The organism is Pseudomonas sp. (genome assembly GCF_051660785.1).
Taxonomy (GTDB): Bacteria; Pseudomonadota; Gammaproteobacteria; order Pseudomonadales; family Pseudomonadaceae; genus Aquipseudomonas.
Window position 1 is genome coordinate 1 of sequence record NZ_JBOFQE010000037.1, and the last position, 21,480, is coordinate 21,480.

Annotated in this window: 15 protein-coding genes; 8 read left to right on the forward strand and 7 right to left on the reverse strand. The window is 59.9% G+C overall.

Features of this window, described 5'->3' with window-relative positions:
• Nucleotides 1-97 precede the first annotated feature (97 nt).
• Nucleotides 98-553 (reverse strand): tRNA (cytidine(34)-2'-O)-methyltransferase, encoded by a 456-nt coding sequence (locus ACRC4F_RS08255; RefSeq protein ID WP_007949025.1) that lies wholly within the window; start codon nt 551-553, stop codon nt 98-100.
• Here ACRC4F_RS08255 and ACRC4F_RS08260 point away from each other — a divergent pair.
• Nucleotides 552-992 (forward strand): hypothetical protein, encoded by a 441-nt coding sequence (locus tag ACRC4F_RS08260; protein ID WP_438658865.1) that lies wholly within the window; start codon nt 552-554, stop codon nt 990-992. The two genes, ACRC4F_RS08255 and ACRC4F_RS08260, sit on opposite strands and share 2 nt — an antisense overlap.
• Nucleotides 993-1,658: 666 nt before the next feature.
• Here ACRC4F_RS08260 and ntrC read toward each other — a convergent pair.
• From ntrC to glnA, 5 genes are all read right to left on the reverse strand, one after another.
• Nucleotides 1,659-3,095 carry a nitrogen regulation protein NR(I) gene (gene ntrC / locus ACRC4F_RS08265; protein WP_064675450.1) on the reverse strand — a complete coding sequence of 479 codons (1,437 nt, stop codon included), beginning with the start codon at nt 3,093-3,095 and terminating at the stop codon, nt 1,659-1,661.
• A complete protein-coding gene (gene glnL, locus ACRC4F_RS08270) occupies nt 3,092-4,177 on the reverse strand; it encodes a nitrogen regulation protein NR(II) (protein ID WP_109627482.1) in 1,086 nt (361 codons plus the stop codon). The genes ntrC and glnL overlap by 4 nt, the downstream gene beginning before the upstream one ends.
• Nucleotides 4,178-4,407: 230 nt before the next feature.
• The gene (locus ACRC4F_RS08275; RefSeq protein ID WP_438658866.1) at nt 4,408-5,028 is read right to left on the reverse strand and encodes a DUF4124 domain-containing protein; all 621 of its coding nucleotides are present in this window, start codon (nt 5,026-5,028) and stop codon (nt 4,408-4,410) included.
• Nucleotides 5,025-5,534, reverse strand: a complete 510-nt coding sequence (locus ACRC4F_RS08280; RefSeq protein ID WP_438658867.1) for a DUF4124 domain-containing protein — start codon at nt 5,532-5,534, stop codon at nt 5,025-5,027. The genes ACRC4F_RS08275 and ACRC4F_RS08280 overlap by 4 nt, the downstream gene beginning before the upstream one ends.
• A 232-nt stretch (nt 5,535-5,766) precedes the next feature.
• Nucleotides 5,767-7,173: a glutamate--ammonia ligase gene (gene glnA / locus ACRC4F_RS08285; RefSeq protein ID WP_438658868.1), complete on the reverse strand. Its 1,407-nt coding sequence runs from the start codon at nt 7,171-7,173 to the stop codon at nt 5,767-5,769.
• Nucleotides 7,174-7,503: 330 nt separating this feature from the next.
• Between glnA and thiI the strand changes: the two genes are divergently transcribed.
• Complete coding sequence (gene thiI / locus ACRC4F_RS08290; protein WP_438658869.1) at nt 7,504-8,958, forward strand: tRNA uracil 4-sulfurtransferase ThiI; 1,455 nt, start codon at nt 7,504-7,506, stop codon at nt 8,956-8,958.
• Nucleotides 8,959-9,097: 139 nt separating this feature from the next.
• Nucleotides 9,098-10,918 (forward strand): translational GTPase TypA, encoded by a 1,821-nt coding sequence (gene typA / locus ACRC4F_RS08295; protein ID WP_438658870.1) that lies wholly within the window; start codon nt 9,098-9,100, stop codon nt 10,916-10,918.
• A gap of 321 nt (nt 10,919-11,239) precedes the next feature.
• Here the strand turns inward: typA and ACRC4F_RS08300 are convergent, their stop codons facing one another.
• Complete coding sequence (locus ACRC4F_RS08300) at nt 11,240-11,680, reverse strand: YkgJ family cysteine cluster protein (RefSeq protein ID WP_131061316.1); 441 nt, start codon at nt 11,678-11,680, stop codon at nt 11,240-11,242.
• Between the two features lie 259 nt (nt 11,681-11,939).
• Between ACRC4F_RS08300 and ACRC4F_RS08305 the strand changes: the two genes are divergently transcribed.
• The 5 genes from ACRC4F_RS08305 (at nt 11,940) to ACRC4F_RS08325 (ending at nt 21,473) form a co-directional block, all read left to right on the forward strand.
• Nucleotides 11,940-14,390 (forward strand): glycogen/starch/alpha-glucan phosphorylase, encoded by a 2,451-nt coding sequence (locus ACRC4F_RS08305; RefSeq protein WP_438658871.1) that lies wholly within the window; start codon nt 11,940-11,942, stop codon nt 14,388-14,390.
• 271 nt (nt 14,391-14,661) lie between these two features.
• Complete coding sequence (locus ACRC4F_RS08310) at nt 14,662-18,249, forward strand: DUF2339 domain-containing protein (protein WP_438658872.1); 3,588 nt, start codon at nt 14,662-14,664, stop codon at nt 18,247-18,249.
• Nucleotides 18,246-19,619: a DUF3999 domain-containing protein gene (locus tag ACRC4F_RS08315; RefSeq protein ID WP_438658873.1), complete on the forward strand. Its 1,374-nt coding sequence runs from the start codon at nt 18,246-18,248 to the stop codon at nt 19,617-19,619. The genes ACRC4F_RS08310 and ACRC4F_RS08315 overlap by 4 nt, the downstream gene beginning before the upstream one ends.
• 237 nt (nt 19,620-19,856) lie before the next feature.
• Nucleotides 19,857-20,867 (forward strand): class 1 fructose-bisphosphatase, encoded by a 1,011-nt coding sequence (locus ACRC4F_RS08320; protein ID WP_438658874.1) that lies wholly within the window; start codon nt 19,857-19,859, stop codon nt 20,865-20,867.
• A gap of 3 nt (nt 20,868-20,870) precedes the next feature.
• Nucleotides 20,871-21,473, forward strand: a complete 603-nt coding sequence (locus tag ACRC4F_RS08325) for a DUF924 family protein (RefSeq protein WP_438658875.1) — start codon at nt 20,871-20,873, stop codon at nt 21,471-21,473.
• Nucleotides 21,474-21,480: the final 7 nt, after the last annotated feature.

Here is a 21,480-nt window from a genome sequence, read left to right on the forward strand (position 1 = left end):
GCGAGCCTGCTCGCGATCGCGGTGTGTCAGTCGACATTAATGTTGTCTGACACACCGCTATCGCGAGCAGGCTCGCTCCCACATTTGTTATGCGGCGTTACTTGAAGCCGAGCTGGCGCCAGCCTTCGTAGACGGCGACCGCCACGGTGTTCGACAGGTTCAGGCTGCGGCAGCCTTCACGCATCGGCAAGCGCAGGCGTTGTTCGCCGGGCAGTGCATCGAGCACTTCGGCCGGCAGTCCACGGCTTTCCGGGCCGAACAGGAACGCGTCGCCCTCGGCAAAACTGGCATCGTGGAACGGTCGCGAGCCCTTGGTGGTGAAGGCGAACAACCGGGGATGACCGAGGCTTTCCAGGCAACTGGCGAGGTCCGCGTGGCGTTGCAGGGTGGCATACTCGTGGTAGTCGAGGCCGGCCCGGCGCAGGCGCTTGTCGTCCATCTCGAAGCCCAGCGGCTCGATCAAATGCAGGTGGCAGCCACTGTTGGCGCACAGCCTGATAACGTTGCCGGTATTCGGCGGAATTTCTGGTTGGAAGAGGATGACGTGAAACATGCACGGCCCCGAAGGTAAAGATGAGCGGCATTCTACGCCGCCCGTCGATCCACGTTCGAAACTATTACCGCGGGTGATGGGTTCGCTGGCGATTTTCGGACTGATGGTGGGGCTGATGATCGGTCGCCTGACCACGCCAGACCCCAGCGAATTGCAACAGATCGAGGTGACGGACGATGGGCTGGTTGTGTGGTTCAACAACGAACCCAAGTCCCACGGCGAGTTCGTGGACGGCAGCCTCGCGCTCCTGTTCGAGGCCCAAGGCAAGGCGCAGAAAGGTCAGCTCAAGCTCAACGACAAGGTCGTGAATTGGCGGACGCGATTGAGTGATGGGGGGTTGTTGCTGACGGTAGTGGCGGCCCGGCCACTGCAGGGCGAGTGGACCGGTAGCGAGGTCGATGACCGCTGGCGGCTGGAGATCCATCTCCGGGAGCAATAAAAGAGGGAATCCCCGGCCTGCCTGTACCAAGGTTCCCAAAACGGCAGGGCTCGCGCATGGCGTCGAGCCCGGTGTAAAGAAGGAACCCCTGACCTGCCTGTATCAAGGGCCCCAAAACTGGGGGCTCGTCGCGATGCGGTGAGCCCCGATGTAAAGAGGGGAATCCCCGGCCTGCCTGTACCAAGGTCCCCGAAACCGGGTAGTGAACTGAATCACTGAAGGGACTGTTGCAGGGGGCGTGCCAGGTTTTAACAAGTTGAAACAGAAAGCCGCGCTGAAACGTCGAAAGCCCCGTATTCCGGGGCTTTCGTGTTTTTTCGATCGGGGTTCGATTGTGAACTTGGGCGGGGGTTTGAAGCGGTTTGCGTGCGCGATTGCAGTTCACGATGCATTACGGCGGTGCACGGAGGGGCTCGCGGTGCATCCTGGAAATGGGACTGATCCTGAATCGACCCCTCACCCTGACCCTCTCCCTGAGGGAGAGGGGACTGACCGAGTAGTTCTTTCGAGTTACATCGACCTGATAGTCCGAGTCGAACTCAGGTTTTGAAAAGCATGGAGATCGGCTCCCTTCCCCCTCTCCCCTTTGGGGCGGTCCGACGTTTCGGGAGGGTTGGGGTGAGGGGCTGGTTCTTGAAAACGACTAAGGCATTGAGCGAATTGGGATTAACCCTCTTCCCCCTCATCATCATCCCCACCATCAACCTTCATCCCCAATTCCTTGATCTTGCGCGTAAGAGTATTACGCCCCCACCCCAGCAAAACCGCGGCATCCCGACGCCGTCCGGCGGTGTGTTTCAGGGCGGTCTCGATCATGATCCGCTCGAAAGCCGGCACCGCGCTGTCGAGCAAGCTCGACTGACCACGCGCCAACGCCTGGTCAGCCCACTGACGCAGCGCTTGCTCCCAGTTGGTCACCGGCGCCGAATCCTGCGGCAGGCTCAACAGCTCTGGCGGCAGATCGCTGATGTGCACTTCGCGTCCCGAAGCCATTACCGTGATCCAGCGGCAGGTGTTTTCCAGCTGACGCACGTTGCCGCCCCACGGCAGGTTCTTCAGGTATTCCTCAGTCTCGCTTTTCAGCAGCTTCGGCTCCACCGCCAGTTCCTGCGCCGCGCGGCTGAGGAAGTGCTTGGCCAGGGTCGGAATGTCTTCGCGACGGTCCGACAGCCGTGGAATGTGGATGCGGATCACGTTGAGGCGATGAAACAAGTCCTCACGGAATTTCCCGGCATGCACCAGGGTTTCCAGATTCTGGTGCGTTGCGGCGATGATGCGTACATCAACCTTCACCGGCACATGACCACCGACGCGGTAGAACTCGCCGTCAGCCAGTACGCGCAGCAAACGAGTCTGCGTATCCGCCGGCATATCGCCGATTTCATCGAGAAACAGCGTGCCGCCGTCCGCCTGCTCAAAGCGCCCGCGACGCAGGTTGGCCGCGCCGGTGAATGCGCCTTTCTCATGGCCGAACAGCTCGGACTCCATCAGGTCTTTTGGAATCGCCGCCATGTTCAGCGCGATGAACGGCGATGCTGCCCGTGGACTGTGGCGGTGCAGGGCGTGGGCCACCAGTTCTTTGCCGGTGCCGGACTCGCCGTTGATCAGCACGGTGATGTTGGAGTGGCTCAAGCGCCCGATGGCGCGAAACACTTCTTGCATCGCCGGCGCTTCACCGATGATTTCCGGGGTGCGGGTCAGGGCAACCGGGACTTCCAGGCCTTGCTGTTCCTGAGCGTGCTGGTTCGCACGTTTGACCAGCGACACCGCTTCGTCGACGTCGAACGGTTTTGGCAGGTATTCAAACGCGCCGCCCTGATAGGACGCGACAGCGCTGTCCAGATCGGAGTGCGCGGTCATGATGATCACTGGCAGCCGTGGGTGTTGTTCGCGAATCCGCGCCAGAAGGTCCAGACCGCTGGCACCCGGCATGCGGATGTCGGAGATGATCACGTCCGGCTGCTGGCGCGCCAGGCGGCTCATCACGCCATCGGCGCTGTCGAAGCTTTGCGTAGTCATGCCTTCTTGCTGCAAGGCTTTTTCCAGGACCCAACGGATAGAACGGTCGTCATCGACGATCCACACGGTTTCACTACGGCTCATGTCGATGTGGCTCCTTGTTCCAGTGGCAGAAAGATCGAGAAGGTGGTGTGGCCTGGGTGGCTGTCACATTCGATCAAACCCTGGTGCTGGCTGATGATGTTCTGGGTAATGGCCAGGCCCAGCCCGGTACCGTCCGGGCGGCCGCTGACCATGGGAAAGAAGATGGTTTCCTGCAGGTCCGCGGGAATGCCGGGACCGTTGTCGATGATTTCGATCTTGGTCACCAGGCGATGACGCACATGGCCGATGGTGAACTGGCGCATGGCGCGGGTGCGCAGGCTGATGCGGCCCAGGCGCAGCTCGTTCTGACTGCTGATGGCCTGCATCGCGTTGCGCACGATATTCAGGACCGCCTGAATCATTTGTTCGCGGTCGATCAACACGTCGGGAATGCTTGGGTCGTAGTCGCGCACCAAAGTGATGCAGCCCTGACTTTCGGCCTCCACCAGATGACAGACGCGTTCCAGCACCTCGTGGATGTTGCACATGGCCAGTGAAGGCAATTTGTTGGAGCCGAGCATACGGTCCACGAGGTTTCGCAGGCGGTCGGCTTCTTCGATGATGACGTTGGTGTAATCGCGCAGGCTTTCTTCCGGCAGTTCACGGGCGAGCAGTTGTGCGGCGCCGCGAATCCCGCCCAGCGGATTCTTGATCTCATGAGCGAGGCCGCGCACCAGCATTTTGCTGGTTTCCTGTTTCGACAGCTGCGCCTCTTCCTTGGTGATCCGCAGCAAGCGGTCACGCGGGTGAACTTCCAGCAGCAGCATGGTGGCGCCGTTGGCGAGGATCGGTGTTACCGCGTAGTCGACGGTCAGCGTCTGGCCGGTGAGGGCGGTGAGCATCGCTTCGCGTTTGGTGAACGGGTGGGCCTGCTCGACCGCCTGGCGCAGGGAATTCAGCGCTTCGGTGGATTCGGTGAACAACTCACTGATGAACTGCCCATGGCTGCGCTGGCCGCTGATGGCCAGGAGCATCTCCGCCGCCGGGTTCATGTACTCGAGGCGCAGTTCGGCGTCGAGCAGGATGGTGGCGGTGGTCAGGTTGTCGAGTAGCAAGCGGTGTAGTGCGTCGCTAATGGTCATCAGGACCTCTTTTGGAGCAGTGCATGCGCGTGAATAACGCGCCGATACGAGCAAAATGCAAAAACCAAACCAAGGCTCCGAAAAGAAGCGTTTAAAGCCTGAAACGGGCGTTTGACGCTCTTTTGCGTGGCGTTCTGCCAGCTTTCGCGGGTACTTTCGAACCAAAATGGGTTGAGATGTGGGAACGGTGCAACCTATTGCACCAATATAGTGCGCAAAGCTGAACGAGGTTAGAAGAAGCGCAGGAAAGGATTTTTTTCTTCTTCGGGTTTGTCTTTGAGCGGACATTCCGGCCGTTGGCCATAGTCGGTGAGGGTGCAGGGTTTGACCTTGCGTTTCTGCGCGAGGGAGATGCGCAGCATCTGGAAAGGTTGATTGGCCGTGCGTTCGACGGTGCGGCCTTGTTCGTCGAGGATTTCCACGGACAGGTTGTGGCTGCCGCGGTCGATGTTGCTCAGGGCAAATACCGGGCTGAGGCCGGGCTCGGCGGTGGGTTGGCCATCGAGCAGTAAACGGTAGCGGTGACCCCGTTGCAGGCCGGGTTCGTTGGTGACGCTGACAATCAATTCGCCGCCGTTGCTACGGACCGTAGCGTCCGGTTCCGGGACCAGTACGCGGAGCATGTCGTAGTGGAACATTGGCAGTTGTTCATTCTTCTTCTCGGCCATCACGGGTTTCGCGCCGGTCGGGTTGGCAGACATCCGATTGCTCGTCGCCAGCGGCACACGCTTGGCATGTCCTGAGCCTGGCTGGTCGGTGTAGACCCGATTGCCCTGAGCGTCGACGTAGGTGAAAACCTCGGCCGATACCGGCAGCGCGATCAGGCATGCGATCAGCAACACAGCCCTCATGGCTTATGCACCCGTTGCACGGTGAACGTCACCGTCGGGCTCTGCTGAACGGTGTGCTCGCCATCGATCACCTGCACCGCCAGCCTGTGTTCGCCACGGTCAATGTTTACCAGTTGCAGGATCGGCACGTTGCTCGACTGCCCATAGGGCTGGTCATCGAGCAGCAATCTGAACAGGTGCGGCGCTTGAAGGCGCGGTTTGATCATGACGCTGACCGTGAACGTGCCGTTGTTGGCGCGCAGGGCTTCGTCAGTGGGCAACCCGGTCAACTCCAGCACCTCGTAGGCGCTGCGCGGCTGTTCTCGGTTGCTGGCTTCGGAGGCGGGCGCAGGAGGCGCCTGGGGCGCAACACTGTTGAGCGGTGGCAACTCGACGGGCTGGGCCTTGACGCCGTCCGGCGGTTGATTGCTGTAGGCGGTGTTGCCGGAGGCGTCGGTGTACTTATAGATCTGCGCTGCGGCGGGCAGGGCGATCAGCAGCAACATCAAAAGAAAACCACGACCCATAAAATCGACCAGAAACGAAAGCGTTGGGGTGCAGCATAGGTCAGGGGGTGGTGATTGACCCAGCTCGTTAACATTTGGGCGCAATTGCCGAAATCTCTCAGACATCACAAATCCCCTGTGGGAGCGAGCCGGCTCCCACAGGGTTCTGTGTTGGTCGCTAAATCGCGGGCATAAAAAAGGCCTCCCGAAGGAGGCCTCTTTTTGTCACGCCGCGAACTGCAGCGCTACCGGATCAGCAGCTGTAGTACAGCTCATATTCCAGTGGGTGTACGAAGGTGCGAACCTTGATTTCTTCTTCGCTTTTCAGAGCGATGTAAGCGTCGATGAAGTCATCGGAGAACACGCCGCCTTTGGTCAGGAACGCACGACCTTTGTCCAGCTCTTCCAGGGCTTCTTTCAGGCTGCCGCAAACTTGTGGGATCTCTTTCGCCTCTTCAGGCGGCAGGTCGTACAGGTTTTTGTCAGCTGCGTCGCCAGGGTGGATCTTGTTCTGGATGCCGTCCAGGCCAGCCATTACCAGGGCAGCGAAGGCCAGGTACGGGTTGGCTGCCGGATCCGGGAAGCGAGCTTCGATACGGCGAGCGCGAGGGCTGGACACGTAAGGAATACGGATCGAAGCCGAACGGTTGCGAGCCGAGTAAGCCAGCATCACTGGAGCTTCGAAACCTGGGACCAGACGCTTGTAGGAGTTGGTCGACGGGTTGGTGAAGCCGTTCAGCGCTTTACCGTGCTTGATGATGCCGCCGATGAAGTACAGGGCGGTGTCGGACAGGCCGGCATAGCCTTCGCCAGCGAAGGTGTTCTTGCCATCTTTGGCGATGGACAGGTGAACGTGCATACCCGAACCGTTGTCGCCGTACAGAGGCTTAGGCATGAAGGTCGCGGTGCGGCCGTAAGCGACAGCAACGTTGTGCACGCAGTACTTCAGGGTCTGAACTTCGTCAGCCTTGGCTACCAGAGTGTTGAACTTCACACCGATTTCGTTCTGACCGGCAGTTGCCACTTCGTGGTGGTGAACTTCGATCACCAGACCCATTTCTTCCATGGCGTTGCACATGGAGGTACGGATTTCGTGGTCGTGGTCGAACGGTGGAACCGGGAAGTAACCGCCTTTGATACCTGGACGGTGGCCATGGTTGCCGCTTTCGATGTCCTGGTCGGACATCCAGGAACCCTGTTCGGAGAAGATTTTGAACATCGAGCCGGAGATGTCGGACTTGAACTTCACTTGATCGAAGATGAAGAACTCAGGCTCCGGGCCAACGAATACGGTATCGCCGATACCGGTCGACTTCAGGTATTCCTCGGCACGTTTGGCGATCGCACGTGGGTCGCGATCGTAGCCTTGCATGGTCGACGGCTCGATGACGTCGCACACGATGATCAGCGTTGGGTCTTCGGTGAACGGGTCGAGAACGGCAGTGCTGTCGTCCGGCAACAGGATCATGTCGGAGGCTTCGATGCCTTTCCAGCCAGCGATGGAGGAACCGTCGAACATTTTGCCTTCTTCGAAGAAAGCTTCATCCAGCGCGTCGCGAGCCGGCATGGTCACGTGGTGCTGAGTGCCTTTGGTGTCCGTGAAGCGCAGATCAATCCACTTGACGTCATGATCTTTGATGAGTTGAACCGACTTCGACATAGTGTCCTCCGGGTGGCTTCGGGCTAAGTAGTGGATGCCCTTAGAATGTGGGTGATGCCGGCGCGAATACTCTGCCAAGGCAACCTGCCTCACAAGGGAGCAAATTGCATGCCAGTGCCCCAGCATGGGTTTTTTGCCCCAATATCACGCTTATAAAGGCACAAAGCGTCTTTAAGCGGAAAATCTCGCCCTACAATGTAGCGTTAAAATCATTAAATGACCCGTTTTGGTGCGTGCAAAACCTTCTGCACATTAACTGGTTAAACCTTGAGCAATTTCCGCTATAATCCGCGCCCCCCTTTTTCGGCTGGCCCAGCGCGCGCTGTTTTCATGAAACTAATCGTAAAAGTCTTCCCCGAGATCACCATCAAGAGCCGCCCGGTACGGATGCGTTTCATCCGCCAGTTGGCCAAAAACATCCGTACCGTGCTCCGCGACCTGGACCCGGCTGTGGTGGTGAACGGTGTGTGGGACAATCTCGAGCTGGAAACCCGCGTCAGCGAGCCCAAGGCCCTGAAGGAGATGACCGAGCGCCTGAGCTGCATGCCGGGCATCGCGCATTTCCTGCAGGTCGACGAATACCCGCTGGGTGACTTCGACGACATCGTCGCCAAGTGCAAACAGCACTTCGGCGATGCGCTGGCCGGGAAGATCTTTTCGGTGCGCTGCAAGCGCGCCGGCAAGCATGAATTCAGTTCGATGGACGTCGAGAAATACGTCGGCAGCCAACTGCGTCGTCAGTGCGGTGCCGCCGGAATCTCGCTGAAAGAGCCGGAAATCGAAGTTCGCATCGAAATTCGCGACAAACGGTTGTTTGTGATCCACAGCCAGCACAACAGCATCGGCGGATATCCGCTGGGTGCCCTGGAACAGACGCTTGTGCTGATGTCCGGCGGCTTCGATTCGACCGTGGCCTCTTATCAGATCATGCGCCGCGGCCTGATGAGCCATTTCTGCTTCTTCAATCTGGGCGGACGGGCCCATGAACTGGGCGTCATGGAAGTCGCGCACTTCATCTGGAAGAAGTACGGCAGCTCCCAACGCGTGTTATTTGTGAGTGTGCCATTCGAGGAAGTACTGGGAGAAATTCTCGGGAAAGTCGATAACAGTCATATGGGTGTAGTTTTGAAGCGTATGATGTTGCGCGCTGCTTCCCGTATTGCCGATCGGCTGGACATCGAAGCGCTGGTTACCGGCGAAGCGATTTCCCAGGTGTCGAGCCAGACACTGCCGAACCTGTCCGTGATCGACTGCGTGACCGACAAGCTGGTCTTGCGTCCGCTGATCGCCAGTCACAAGCAGGACATCATCGACCTGGCCAACGAAATCGGCACTGCCGACTTCGCCAAGCACATGCCGGAATACTGCGGGGTCATCTCGGTGAACCCCAAGACCCACGCCAAGCGTCCGCGCGTGGAGTACGAAGAACAACAGTTCGACATGGCAGTCCTTGAGCGTGCGCTCGAGAACGCCAAACTGGTGCCGATCGATCGCGTGATCGACGAATTGGGCCAGGACTTGCAGATCGAAGAAGTCAGCGAAGCGCTGGCTGGTCAGATCGTCATCGACATCCGTCATCCGGATGCCGCTGAAGACGACCCGCTGGGCCTCGATGGCATTGAGGTACAGACGATGCCGTTTTATGCACTGAACGCTCGTTTCAAGGAACTGGACCCTACTCGCCAGTACCTGCTGTATTGCGACAAAGGCGTGATGAGTCGCCTGCATGCCCACCATTTGCTCAGTGAGGGGCATGCCAATGTGCGCGTTTATCGACCGAGCTAAGAGCCCGGGGCTGTATGCCTGTGGCCTGCGTCACCGGCCCCCCGACTCTGCCGTCAAGCTGTAACGGCAAGGCCTGACTCTACTGTAAATCGCTGCCAAGACTTGTCAGCACACCGAATCCTCTGATCGAGATACACAAGTGATCGAAAATCTACGCAACATCGCCATCATTGCTCACGTTGACCATGGTAAGACCACCCTGGTAGACAAACTCTTGCGTCAATCCGGCACCCTGGAGCGCAACGAGCTCAACGACGAGCGCGTGATGGACTCCAACGACCAGGAGAAAGAGCGCGGTATTACCATTCTGGCGAAAAACACCGCCATCAACTGGAACGGCTTCCACATCAACATCGTGGACACCCCGGGCCACGCCGACTTCGGCGGCGAAGTTGAACGCGTAATGTCGATGGTTGACTCCGTTCTGCTGCTGGTTGACGCTCAAGACGGCCCTATGCCGCAAACCCGTTTCGTGACCAAGAAGGCTTTCGAAGCCGGCCTGCGTCCAATCGTGGTCATCAACAAGGTTGACCGTCCAGGCGCGCGTCCGGACTGGGTTCTGGACCAGATCTTCGACCTGTTCGACAACCTCGGTGCTACCGAAGAACAGCTGGACTTCAAAGTCGTCTACGCCTCGGCCCTGAACGGCATTGCCGGTCTGGAACACACCGACATGGCTGAAGACATGACCCCGCTGTACCAGTCGATCGTCGACAACGTACCTGCGCCGAAAGTCGACCGTGACGGTCCGTTCCAGATGCAGATCTCCGCTCTGGACTACAACAGCTTCCTGGGTGTTATCGGCGTTGGCCGTATCGCTCGTGGCCGCATCAAGCCGAACACTCCGGTTGTCGCTATCGACGCCGACGGCAAGAAGCGTACCGGTCGTATCCTGAAGCTGATGGGTCACCACGGTCTGCACCGTATCGACGTTGAAGAAGCAGCTGCCGGCGACATCGTCTGCATCAGCGGCTTCGACCAGCTGTTCATCTCCGACACTCTGTGCGACCCACTGAACGTCGAAGCGATGAAGCCGCTGACCGTTGACGAACCAACCGTTTCCATGACCTTCCAGGTAAACGACTCGCCTTTCTGCGGTAAAGAAGGCAAGTTCGTGACGTCCCGTAACATCAAGGAACGTCTGGACAAGGAACTGCTCTACAACGTTGCCCTGCGCGTTGAAGAAGGCGACACCGCCGACAAGTTCAAAGTCTCCGGCCGTGGTGAGCTGCACCTCTCGGTACTGATCGAAACCATGCGTCGCGAAGGCTTCGAAATGGGTGTTGGTCGTCCGGAAGTGATCATCCGTATGGTTGACGGCGTGAAGCACGAACCGTACGAAAACGTGACCATCGACCTGCCGGAAGAATCGCAAGGTTCGATCATGGAGCAGATCGGTATCCGTAAAGGCGACCTGACCAACATGGTTCCGGATGGCAAGGGCCGTGTGCGCCTTGAGTACAACATCCCGGCTCGTGGCTTGATCGGTTTCCGTAACGAGTTCCTGACCCTGACCTCCGGTGCAGGCATCCTGACCTCGATCTTCGACCGTTACGACGTGATGAAGTCCGGCGACATGTCCGGCCGTCAGAACGGCGTGCTGGTTTCGGTTGCTACCGGTAAGGCTCTGACTTACTCGCTGGAAACCCTGCAAGCTCGCGGCAAACTGTTCCTGGGTCACGGCGAAGACGTGTACGAAGGTCAAATCGTCGGCATCAACAGCCGCGACAACGACCTGGGCGTCAACCCAACCAAAGGCAAGAAGCTCGACAACATGCGTGCCTCGGGTAAAGACGAGACCATCGCTCTGGTTCCGCCTATCCGTTTCACCCTGGAACAAGCTCTTGAGTTCGTGCAAGAAGACGAACTGTGCGAAGTCACTCCTAAGTCCATCCGTCTTCGCAAGAAGATCCTGGGCGAAAGCGAGCGTACCCGCGCTGCCAAGAAGTCCGGTAACTAAGTTATTTAGTTAGCTGACAAAAAAACGCCCCCGACCGCAAGGTCGGGGGCGTTTTTGTTTGTCTGGGGTAGAAGAATTTGATGTCGGCGGTTTCAGAATTTTGGGATGACTTTGGATCGACCCCTCACCCCAACCCTCTCCCCGGGGGGTAGAGGGAGCTGACCGAGTTGTTTGTTTGAAATACTGCGACCTGACAGTCCGGAGTCGAACTCAGGATTTGAACAGCCCCCGATCGGCTCCCTTCCCCCTCTCCCCACTGGGGAGAGGGCTGGGGTGAGGGGTGGTTCTCAAGAGCGGCGCAGAATCAGCCCTTAGCCTCGATCAGAATTTTTCGAGGGTGCGGCGGCTTTCGCTGGTCTCGCGCGCCACTTCCTTGGGCTTGTAGGCGCAATACCCCGGACGTGGGCCGATTTTCGGATGATTACGGCAGGTGTCCGGGCGCTTTTCATAAATAGTGCACAGACGGCTTTTGCGATCCAGGTACAGGCAATCGTTGTTGCTCATGCGCTGGAGGGTGAAGATCTCGGTTTTCTGGCTGTAGCGCTCGACGATCCCTTCCTTCTGCAAACGCTTGGCGATGTTCTTCGCCGGCTCGCCGCGCTCGAACTCGTCGACGATGCCGATACGGATCAGATCCTTGATCTTGACCTCGACCGGCAGCGTGCAGCAGCTGGATACACACGAGCCGCACATCGGCGCAGAATATTTGGCCCAGGTATCGAGGCGATCGATCTCAGCGGCGGCGATCAGGTTGGACTTCATCATCGGTTGTTACCAGCGTGTGCATCAGGGCGCGCGATCATACCGGGACTGGTGGATTTTTGAACAACCTTTCGCCAGATTTTTTCTCCGGTGCCCAAATAACACCGTTAATCCGGCACGGCCCCTGCATTGATTCAGGTACATGACAATGTAATGCCACCCTATCTCGCACTATCAGGAAAAACTGCCGAACCAGACTCCCCACGGCCTGTCTGACCGTCTAGGCTCAACTACTTCACGCTCGCTCGAGGTCCTATCGATGACTCAAGAACCACTTGTTCGCGAAGCAGAGGTGGCCGCATTTCGCGATGCCGTCTTGACCAAACTCACCTACGCGGTGGGTAAAGACCCGGATCACGCCTTCGACCACGACTGGTTCGAAGCCATTGCCCTGGCAGCGCGTGATCACATGGTCGAACACTGGATGGATCACACCCGGCAGATCTACCGCAAAGGTCAGAAACGGGTTTACTACCTCTCCCTGGAATTTCTCATCGGCCGGCTGCTTTACGACAGCCTGAGCAACCTCGGCCTGCTCGACGTCGCCCGCGAAGCCATGACCGAACTTGGCGTCGATATTGAGCGCATTCGTCTGCTGGAGCCCGACGCGGCGCTGGGCAATGGCGGCCTTGGTCGCCTGGCGGCGTGCTTCATGGAAAGCATGTCGACCCTCGGCATCGCTGGCCACGGCTACGGCATTCGTTATGAGCACGGCTTGTTCCGTCAGGCGATTGTCGATGGCTGGCAACAGGAGCAGACCGAACACTGGCTGGATTTCGGCAACCCGTGGGAATTTGAACGGCCTGAAGTCGTTTACCCGATCGGCTTTGGCGGCAGCGTCGAAACCGTCACCGACGAAAACGGCAAGTCCAAGCAAGTCTGGTCCCCGGCGGAAACCGTTCGGGCCATTGCTTACGACACACCGGTGGTCGGCTGGCGCGGAGCGAGCGTCAATACCCTGCGCCTGTGGCGTGCCCGCGCCATGGAAGATCTGCACCTGGAACGCTTCAACGCCGGTGACCACTTGGGCGCTGTGGCCGAAGTGGCCCGGGCGGAAAGTATCTCCCGCGTGCTCTACCCTGCGGACAGCACCGAAGCCGGTCAGGAACTGCGCCTGCGTCAGGAATATTTCTTCGTCGCCGCGTCCTTGCAGGATCTTCTGCGCCGCCATCGCAACATGCACACCTCGGTCCTGACCCTGGGTGACCACGCGGCGATCCAGCTCAACGACACGCACCCGTCGATCGCCGTGGCCGAGCTGATGCGTCAACTCGTCGACGTCTATGACGTGGCGTGGGACGCCGCGTGGCAGGTCACCGTCGACACGCTCTCTTACACCAACCACACGCTGTTGCCGGAAGCGCTGGAAACCTGGCCGGTCGGTTTGATGGAGCGGATGTTGCCGCGGCACATGCAGATCATTTACCAGATCAACGCCCAGCACATCGACTCCCTGCGCGCCAAAGGCATTCACGACTTCGACGTGCTGCGCGCGGTGTCGCTGATCGAAGAAGACAACGGCCGCCGTGTGCGCATGGGCAACCTGGCGTTCCTCGGTTCCCACAGCGTCAACGGCGTGTCCGCGCTACACACGCAGTTGATGCGCAAAACCGTGTTCTCCGAACTGCACAAGCTCTATCCGGAGCGGATCAACAACAAGACCAACGGCATCACCTTCCGCCGCTGGCTCTACCAGGCCAACCCTGAGCTGACGTCGATGATGGTCGACGCCCTCGGCCCGGACCTGTTGGACGACCCTGAAGCACGCCTGAAGGATCTGGAACCGTTCGCCGAGAAAGCGGCGTTCCGCAAAGCCTTCGCCGAGCAGCGCCTGCACAGTAAAAAAGCCTTGGCGTACCTGATTCATGAGCGCCTGGGGATCGCGGTCAATCCGGCGGCGATGTTCGACGTGCAGGTCAAACGGATCCACGAATACAAACGACAGTTGCTCAACCTGATGCACACCGTCGCGCTGTACCAGGCGATTCGCGCCGAGCCGGAAATAGACTGGGTACCTCGGGTGAAGATCTTTGCCGGCAAGGCCGCGGCCAGTTATCACCAGGCCAAGTTGATCATCAAGTTGACCAACGATATCGCCCGGGTAGTGAACAACGACCCGACGGTGCGCGGCCTGCTCAAAGTGGTGTTCCTGCCCAACTACAACGTCAGCCTGGCGGAGAGCATCATTCCGGCGGCGGATTTGTCCGAGCAGATTTCCACCGCAGGCTTCGAAGCCTCGGGCACCAGCAACATGAAGTTCGGCCTCAACGGCGCGCTGACCATCGGCACTCTTGATGGCGCCAACGTCGAAATGTGCGAGTTCATTGGCGCCGAGCACATGTTCATCTTCGGCCTCAGCGCCCAGCAGGTTGAAGCGCGCAAACAGAACCATGAGTTCAATGCGACACCGGACATTGCCGCGTCCCATCGGCTTAACGATGTGCTGCAAGCGATTCGTGGCGGGGTGTTCTCGCCGGATGATCCGTCCCGTTACGCAGGCTTGATCGACTCGCTGATCGACTACGACCGCTTCCTGGTCTGCGCCGATTTCGATTCCTACTGGGACGCGCAGATGCGCGTGGAAGCCCATTGGCACGATTCTCAGGCATGGTGGCGATCGGCAGTGTTGAGCACCTCCCGGATGGGCTGGTTCTCGTCCGACCGAACCATTCGTGAGTACGCCACGGATATCTGGAAGGCGTTGGAGTAACTTTTAGCAATAATTGCGAGCAAGGCCCGACGTCCGTTGGGCCTGATCGATATACTAAGCCCCAGTTTCACCGGGCAGCACGTACTGGCAATCCATTGTGGGAGCGAGCCTGCTCGCGATAAGGCCATAACATTCAGCATCAATGTTGAATGTAAGTCCGCTATCGCGAGCAGGCTCGCTCCCACAGGTTTATGTGGTTTCAAACTAGACTCAGCCAGACGCTGCTTCACCCGGATTCGCCCCGCAGCGGGGCCGCTTAGGGATATCGACCATGCAATGGATGTTCATGCTGATTGGGCTGGTGCTGGGCTGGATACTCGATGAGTCGTTCAGCGATGCACTATTGGGCGCGTTGCTCGGGCTGGGCATCGGCCAGGCCATTCGCATCGGCCGTTTGGGTACAGAAGCGTCCGAACAGCGTCGTCTGCTGGAGCAGGCGCAGGTTGCGCTGAATGGGGTGCAACAACGCCTGGCATTGCTGGAGATGTCTGGCGATACCGCGCCGCAAACCAGCGAACCGCTTGCCAGCGAAGTCGTCCCCTCTCCTGAATTCACACTCGATGAAATTCCTGCCGAAACCCCGGAGATGATCTGGGAGCTACCGCCCGAACTGGAACCGATGGCCGCAACGGCAGCGCAAACCAGCCGTCCGCTGCCCGACGATGTCTGGAAACCCGAGCCGGTCGCCCGTGAACCGCAACAACCCGCCATCCCCCGCGGCCCGAACTTCATCGACCGGGCCATCAGCGGCGCGCGCAACTGGCTGTTCGGCGGCAACACCGTGCTGCGAGTCGGCGTGGTGCTGTTGTTCCTCGGTCTGGCGTTCTTGCTGCGGTATGCGACCGAAGGCATGGTGGTGCCGATCGAACTGCGATATGCCGGGGTAGCGGCGGCTGCGCTGGGCCTGCTCGGCCTGGGTTGGTGGCTCAGAACACGCAACAGCAACTACGCGCTGATGCTGCAAGGCACCGGGATCGCCGTGTTGTACCTGACGGTGTTTGCCGCGATGCGCCTGCACCCGCTGCTCGATCCGACAGCTGCGCTGGGCTTGCTGGTCGCGGTGACGGTGTTCTCGGCGATTCTCGCCATCACCCAGGATGCATTGGGTCTGGCCGCTGCCGCGGCACTCGGCGGTTTCGCGGCGCCGATCCTGACCTCCACCGGCGCCGGCAACCACGTCGCGCTGTTCAGCTACTTTGCTCTGCTCAACGCCGGCATCCTCGCCATCGCCTGGTTCAAGGCCTGGCGACTGCTGAACCTGATCGGTTTCGTCGGCACCTTCGGCATTGGTTTCGCCTGGGGCCTGCGTTCCTACACGCCGGAGCTGCTGTGGAGCACCGAGCCGTTCCTGATTCTGTTCTTCCTGATGTACCTGGCCATCGGCCTGTTGTTTGCCCGGCGCAAGCTGCTGGAGATGAGCGACGCACCCGACGACAACAGCCGCGAGGCGTTGCTGCGCTGGTCGGCGCGCAAGGGCGATTACGTCGACGGCACGATGCTGTTCGGCCCGCCGCTGGTGGGTTTCGGATTGCAGTTCGCACTGGTTCAGCATCTGGAATTTGCCGCGGCGTTCAGCGCTTTGGCGCTGGGCATGATCTACATGGGGCTCGCCCGGTTGCTGATGGGTGGCCGTGCCTTGCTGCTCGCGGAAACCTGCCTGGCACTGGGCGTGATCTTCGCCAGCCTCGCGATTCCCCTGGGGCTCGACGCTCGCTGGACGGCCGCTGCCTGGGCGGTGGAGGGCGCGGGCATCTTCTGGCTCGGCCTGCGTCAGCAACGACCGCTGGCTCGCGCGTTTGCTTTGCTGCTGCAACTCGGCTCGGCGCTGGCGTTTGTCAGCGAATTGCGGATCGGCGACGGCAGCTTGCTCGACGGCGCTCCACTGGGCGCATTGATGCTTGGCGCGGCGTTGTTGTTCAGCTTCTATCAATTGCGCAAAGCCTCGCCCGATCAAACGTCGGCATGGGAGCGCAAAGGGCTGCCGGTATTGGCTTGCCTCGGCCTGACTTTTCTCTACCTGCTGGCGCCGTTGTTTTTCCTGACCCACGGCACCGCGATCAGTTGGGCGCTGGCGGGGTTGGCGACGTTGTTTGTCGGCTTGCGTCTGCAGTCGCGCACGTTCCTGTTTACCGCGTTCGCCGTGCAGTTGCTCGGCGGTGCGTTGTTCCTGCTGCGGTTGCAAGGGTCCAGCGGTGAATCGGCTGCCGTGTTCAGCGCGGGCTGGAGCGGGTTGCTCAGCGCGTCGTTGATTGGCCTGGCGTTGATCGCCGGCATGTTGCTCGCCGCCCGTGATGAGATGGTGCGCAGCGATGTTCGACTGTTGCGCGGCTTGTCGGTGGTGTTGCTGGCCGGTCTGGTGCTGATCAATCTAGCGGTGCTGTTCGTGTTGCCATGGCAAACCGCGAGTGCGGTGTGGGCGGCCAGTGGCCTGTTCATCATTTGGCTCAGCCTGTACCTCAAGCAGCGCGTGAGTTTTGTCTTCGGCCTGCTGTTGCAAGTGATTGGCGGCGCGGCGTTCCTGTTCGCCGGTCCGGACCTGCTCGGGCCGTTGGCCAGCGAAGGTTTGAAACCGCTGGCCCACAGCGGTTTCTGGACACCGTTGGTGTTAGGCCTGGCCGCGATGGTCGGGGCGTGGCGCTTGCAACTCGGCAATCATGCCTCTGCGTTCGATGTGCTGAGCATGCAGCGTTTGTCCGAAGTGTTGCTGGTGTGGGGCGCGGGTTGGTGGGCGCTGGCTTGGATCAGCGAAGTGCTGCGCTTTGCATCACCGGAGCTGCAAGCGACCTTGCTGCTGGCGGTTGCCGCCGTGAGCATGGCGCTGTGGACGGTGTTGGCGCTGCGTTTGAAATGGTCGGCGCTCGGCCTGCTTTGTACCTTGCTGATTCCTGCTGCCGGTCTGGTCCTGCTGGCTGCCTGGCACTCGCGTTATCACCCGGCGGCCAACTTCGGCTGGCTGGTCTGGGCGGCCGTCTTTATCGTGCATTTCATCTCCCTGCGACGCTTGGCGCCGATGTTGCCGGCGCGTGCGCTGAGCACTGCCCATGTGCTCGGCTGCTGGCTGTTGATTGGCGTGCTGGCGCTGGAGCTGCGTTACGGTTTGCTGCTGTTGTCCGAGCAGTACAACGCCTGGCGCTGGCTAGGTTGGGCGATCCTGCCGAGCCTGTATCTGGTGCTGATGGCTGCACCGCGCAATGGGCCATGGCCAGTGACGGCTTATCCTCGCGAATACCGTGTCTACGCGGCGACACCGTTGGCAGTGCTGATGCTCGGCTGGTTCTGGCTGGCGAACATCGTCAGCGACGGCACGGCCGAGCCTTTGCCCTATGTGCCGCTGATCAATCCGTTGGAGCTGGGCCTGCTGTTTGCGCTGTTCGGCGTCTACGTCTGGTCCCGCAGCGCCGTCACGCAACTGGCGATCCGCAAGGACTACGCTGATCACGCCACGCAACTGATCGCCGGGGTTTCGCTATTTGCCTTCTTCACCGCGCTGGTGATGCGCACCGCGCACCATTGGGGCGGCGTGCCGTTCGAGCTGGATGCGTTGCTCGGGTCGATGCTGGTGCAGGCCGGCCTGTCCATCGTCTGGACCTTGATGGCGCTGAGTCTGATGATCGGCGGCCATCTGCGTCATCGCCGCGAAGTCTGGCTGATCGGCGCCGCGCTGATCGGCGTGGTGGTGGCCAAACTGTTCTTTGTCGAATTGAGTAACCGCGGCGGTCTTGCGCGGATCGTGTCGTTTATCGGCGTCGGCGTGTTGCTGCTGGTGGTGGGTTATTTCGCGCCGCTGCCGCCCAAGCGTACCGAGGCTGTGCCGGATGATGAAAGGCCGGCCCCTGAAACCGAAGGAGTGTCGTCTTGAGTCAGAAGCTGAGCCTGGGCTGGTTGGGCGTAGTTGTGTTGGGTGTGGCACTGTCCGTCAGCGCCCAGGAAAAACCGGCGGACTTCGCCACGCAAATACCGTTGTCGCTGAGCGGTGAAGGACCTTGGTATCGCCTCGAATTGCCCTTGAGCGTGCAACTGCATGCACGGCAAACGGATCTTGGCGATGTTCGTGTGTTCAACGCTGCCGGGGAAGCCCAGGCCTACGCCATGGCTCGCGAAGCGGCGTCAACCCGCGAAAATCGCACGCTGGCCGACGTGAAATGGTTCCCGCTGTACAACTCGGCGGACGCCACGGAACGCGTGCCGGGCATACGCGTGCAATCGAACGAGAACGGCACGTTAGTGGAAGTGCAGCCGTCCAGTCAGCTGGAGGCGGGCGAAGAAATACTGCGCGGCTGGTTGCTCGACGCCAGCGGCATCAAGGCGCCGTTGCAACAGTTGATCCTCGACTGGACCAGCGAGCGCGATGGCTTTCAGCGATTCACCATCGAGGCCAGCGACGACTTGCAACATTGGCAGTCGTGGGGCGAAGGGCAAGTGGCGCGATTGACGTTTGCCGACGAGCGGGTCGAGCAGCATGAAGTCGGCTTGCCGGGGCAATCGGCGCGTTACCTGCGCTTGCTGTGGAACTCGCCGCAATCGGCGCCGCAGCTGACGTCTGCGCAGCTGCAAAGCGCGAGCATCCGCAGCCTGCCGCTGCCGTTGGTCTGGTCGCAACCGTTGGCGGGTAACAGCGTGAAGGCGGGTGAGTACACGTGGCAGTTACCGATGGGGCTGAATATCGAGCGGGTCCAGATCGAACTGAGTCAGCCCAACAGCCTGGCGCCGGTGACGTTGTCCGGTCGTCGCGAAAGCAGTCTGCCGTGGCAGCCGCTGACCAGCGGTTTGCTCTATCGCCTGACCCAAAGTGGCCAGGACGTGGTGCAGAACGAATTGCAACTGTCGGGTCAAACCGTGCAGCAGCTGAAGCTGGTCGTGGATGAACGCGGCGGTGGCTTGGGCGCTGAAGCGCCGACGGTGAAATTTGCTGTGCGCTCGACGCAACTGGTGTTCCTGGCGCGCGGGGCCGGGCCTTATTCGCTGGCGCTGGGGAATGCGACGGTGAAGGCGGCGAACCTGCCGTTGTCGACGCTGATTCCGGATTACAGCGCTGCTAAATTGGCGGGTTTGGGTAAGGCTTCGGTAGAAGGTGCGGCGGTGGTGAGCAGCACATCAACGATGTCGGCGGCAGCGACAACAGACACGAACTGGAAGAAGTTCGGGTTGTGGGCGGTGTTGTTGCTGAGCGTTTTGTTCCTGGCGGCAATGGCCTTCAGTTTGCTGCGCAAGCCCCCGGTAAAACCTTGAAGGCGGGTGCTTCGCCCCGATCGCCAGCAGGCTGGCTCCCACAGTTAATCGCATTCCCCTGCGGGAGCCAGCCTGCTGGCGAATGCGGTTTATCGGACGGTAAAAATGCCGGTTTGGAACTACGCTCAACCCGGCACATGAACTCTATTGGGCGTATCACGTCTGATAGGAGGAAATGCGCCTCGACTCGCGTTAAACTGCGCGGGTTTTTAGCCCCCAATTCCACCGGAGCCTTCCATGTCCCGCGTTACCCTGAGTCGCTATTTGATTGAGCAGACCCGTAGCAACAACACCCCTGCCGATCTGCGTTTCCTGATCGAAGTGGTGGCGCGTGCTTGCAAGGAAATCAGCCACGCCGTATCCAAGGGCGCCCTCGGTGGCGTTCTGGGCAGCATGGGCACTGAAAACGTCCAAGGTGAAGTGCAGAAGAAGCTTGATGTGATGTCCAACGACATCCTGCTCGAAGCCAACGAATGGGGCGGTCACCTGGCCGGCATGGCGTCCGAAGAAATGGACAATGCCTACCAGATCCCGGGCAAATACCCGAAAGGCGCGTACCTGCTGGTGTTCGACCCGCTGGACGGTTCGTCGAACATCGACATCAACGCGCCGGTCGGTACGATCTTCTCGGTGCTGCGTTGCCCGAACGAATACCTGACCCAGAACGAGCCTTTGAACGAAAAGGCCTTCCTGCAGCCAGGCACTCAGCAGGTTGCCGCCGGTTACGCGATCTACGGCCCACAGACCATGCTGGTGCTGACCCTGGGCAATGGCGTCAAAGGCTTCACCCTGGATCGTGAAATGGGCAGCTTCGTACTGACCCATGAAGACATCACGATCCCGGAGTCCACGCAGGAATTCGCAATCAACTCGTCCAACAAGCGTCACTGGGAAGCTCCGGTACAACGCTATGTCGACGAATTGCTGGCTGGCGATGAAGGCCCGCTGAAAAAGAATTACAACATGCGCTGGGTCGCCGCGATGGTTGCCGACGTGCACCGTATCCTGACCCGTGGCGGTCTGTTCATGTACCCACGCGACAGCCGCGAGCCGTCGAAGCCGGGCAAACTGCGTTTGATGTACGAAGCCAACCCGATGTCGTTCCTGGTTGAGCAGGCCGGCGGCGCGTCCACCGACGGTCACCAGCGCATCCTCGACATTCAGCCAGAAGGCCTGCACCAGCGCGTAGCGGTGTTCCTCGGCTCGAAAGAAGAAGTTGCACGCGTCACGGCTTACCATAAGGAATAAACCATGACCGCGCCCTGGCAGCCGTTGCTCGAATGGTGGTTCGGAACCCTCGAATCCCCCCACGACATAGCGGCTGACAAGGGCAAGTTATGGTTCGGCAAGCGCGACAGCCAGGACCTCGAGGCGCAGACGCGTTTCGGGGACTGGGTCGAGCAGGCACTGGCCGGCGGATTGACTGACTGGGCGCAACGCCCCGAAGGTTGGCTGGCCCTGGTGCTGCTACTCGATCAACTCCCGCGAATGATCTATCGCGACACTCCCAAATCCTTTTCAGGCGATCTCAGGGCTCAGGCACTGGTCGCGCAAGGCATTGCTGCGGATTTCGATCGGCAGTTGCGGCCGATTGAGCGGGTATTCATCTACCTGGTGTTTGAGCATTGCGAGAACCTGGCGGTGCAGAACGAGGCGGTTTCGCGCTATATCGAGCTGGTTGCGCAGCAGCCGGAGGCGGATCGGAAACTGTTTACCGATTATCTGAGCTATGCCGAGAAGCATCAGCGGGTGATCACGCGGTTTGGGCGGTTTCCGCACAGGAATGAGGTGTTGGGGCGGGAGTCTACGACTGAAGAACTGGCGTTTCTGAGTACGCCTGGCTCGCGTTTCTAAACGCGCC

Bases quoted from the DNA above. Each gene is read 5' to 3' on its own strand.
- ACRC4F_RS08260 (WP_438658865.1), top strand. From the start codon at position 552: ATGCACGGCCCCGAAGGTAAAGATGAGCGGCATTCTACGCCGCCCGTC.
- ACRC4F_RS08255 (WP_007949025.1), bottom strand. From the start codon at position 553: ATGTTTCACGTCATCCTCTTCCAACCAGAAATTCCGCCGAATACCGGC.
- ntrC (WP_064675450.1), bottom strand. From the start codon at position 3,095: ATGAGCCGTAGTGAAACCGTGTGGATCGTCGATGACGACCGTTCTATC.
- glnL (WP_109627482.1), bottom strand. From the start codon at position 4,177: ATGACCATTAGCGACGCACTACACCGCTTGCTACTCGACAACCTGACC.
- ACRC4F_RS08275 (WP_438658866.1), bottom strand. From the start codon at position 5,028: ATGAGGGCTGTGTTGCTGATCGCATGCCTGATCGCGCTGCCGGTATCG.
- ACRC4F_RS08280 (WP_438658867.1), bottom strand. From the start codon at position 5,534: ATGGGTCGTGGTTTTCTTTTGATGTTGCTGCTGATCGCCCTGCCCGCC.
- glnA (WP_438658868.1), bottom strand. From the start codon at position 7,173: ATGTCGAAGTCGGTTCAACTCATCAAAGATCATGACGTCAAGTGGATT.
- thiI (WP_438658869.1), top strand. From the start codon at position 7,504: ATGAAACTAATCGTAAAAGTCTTCCCCGAGATCACCATCAAGAGCCGC.
- ACRC4F_RS08300 (WP_131061316.1), bottom strand. From the start codon at position 11,680: ATGAAGTCCAACCTGATCGCCGCCGCTGAGATCGATCGCCTCGATACC.
- ACRC4F_RS08305 (WP_438658871.1), top strand. From the start codon at position 11,940: ATGACTCAAGAACCACTTGTTCGCGAAGCAGAGGTGGCCGCATTTCGC.
- ACRC4F_RS08310 (WP_438658872.1), top strand. From the start codon at position 14,662: ATGCAATGGATGTTCATGCTGATTGGGCTGGTGCTGGGCTGGATACTC.
- ACRC4F_RS08320 (WP_438658874.1), top strand. From the start codon at position 19,857: ATGTCCCGCGTTACCCTGAGTCGCTATTTGATTGAGCAGACCCGTAGC.
- ACRC4F_RS08325 (WP_438658875.1), top strand. From the start codon at position 20,871: ATGACCGCGCCCTGGCAGCCGTTGCTCGAATGGTGGTTCGGAACCCTC.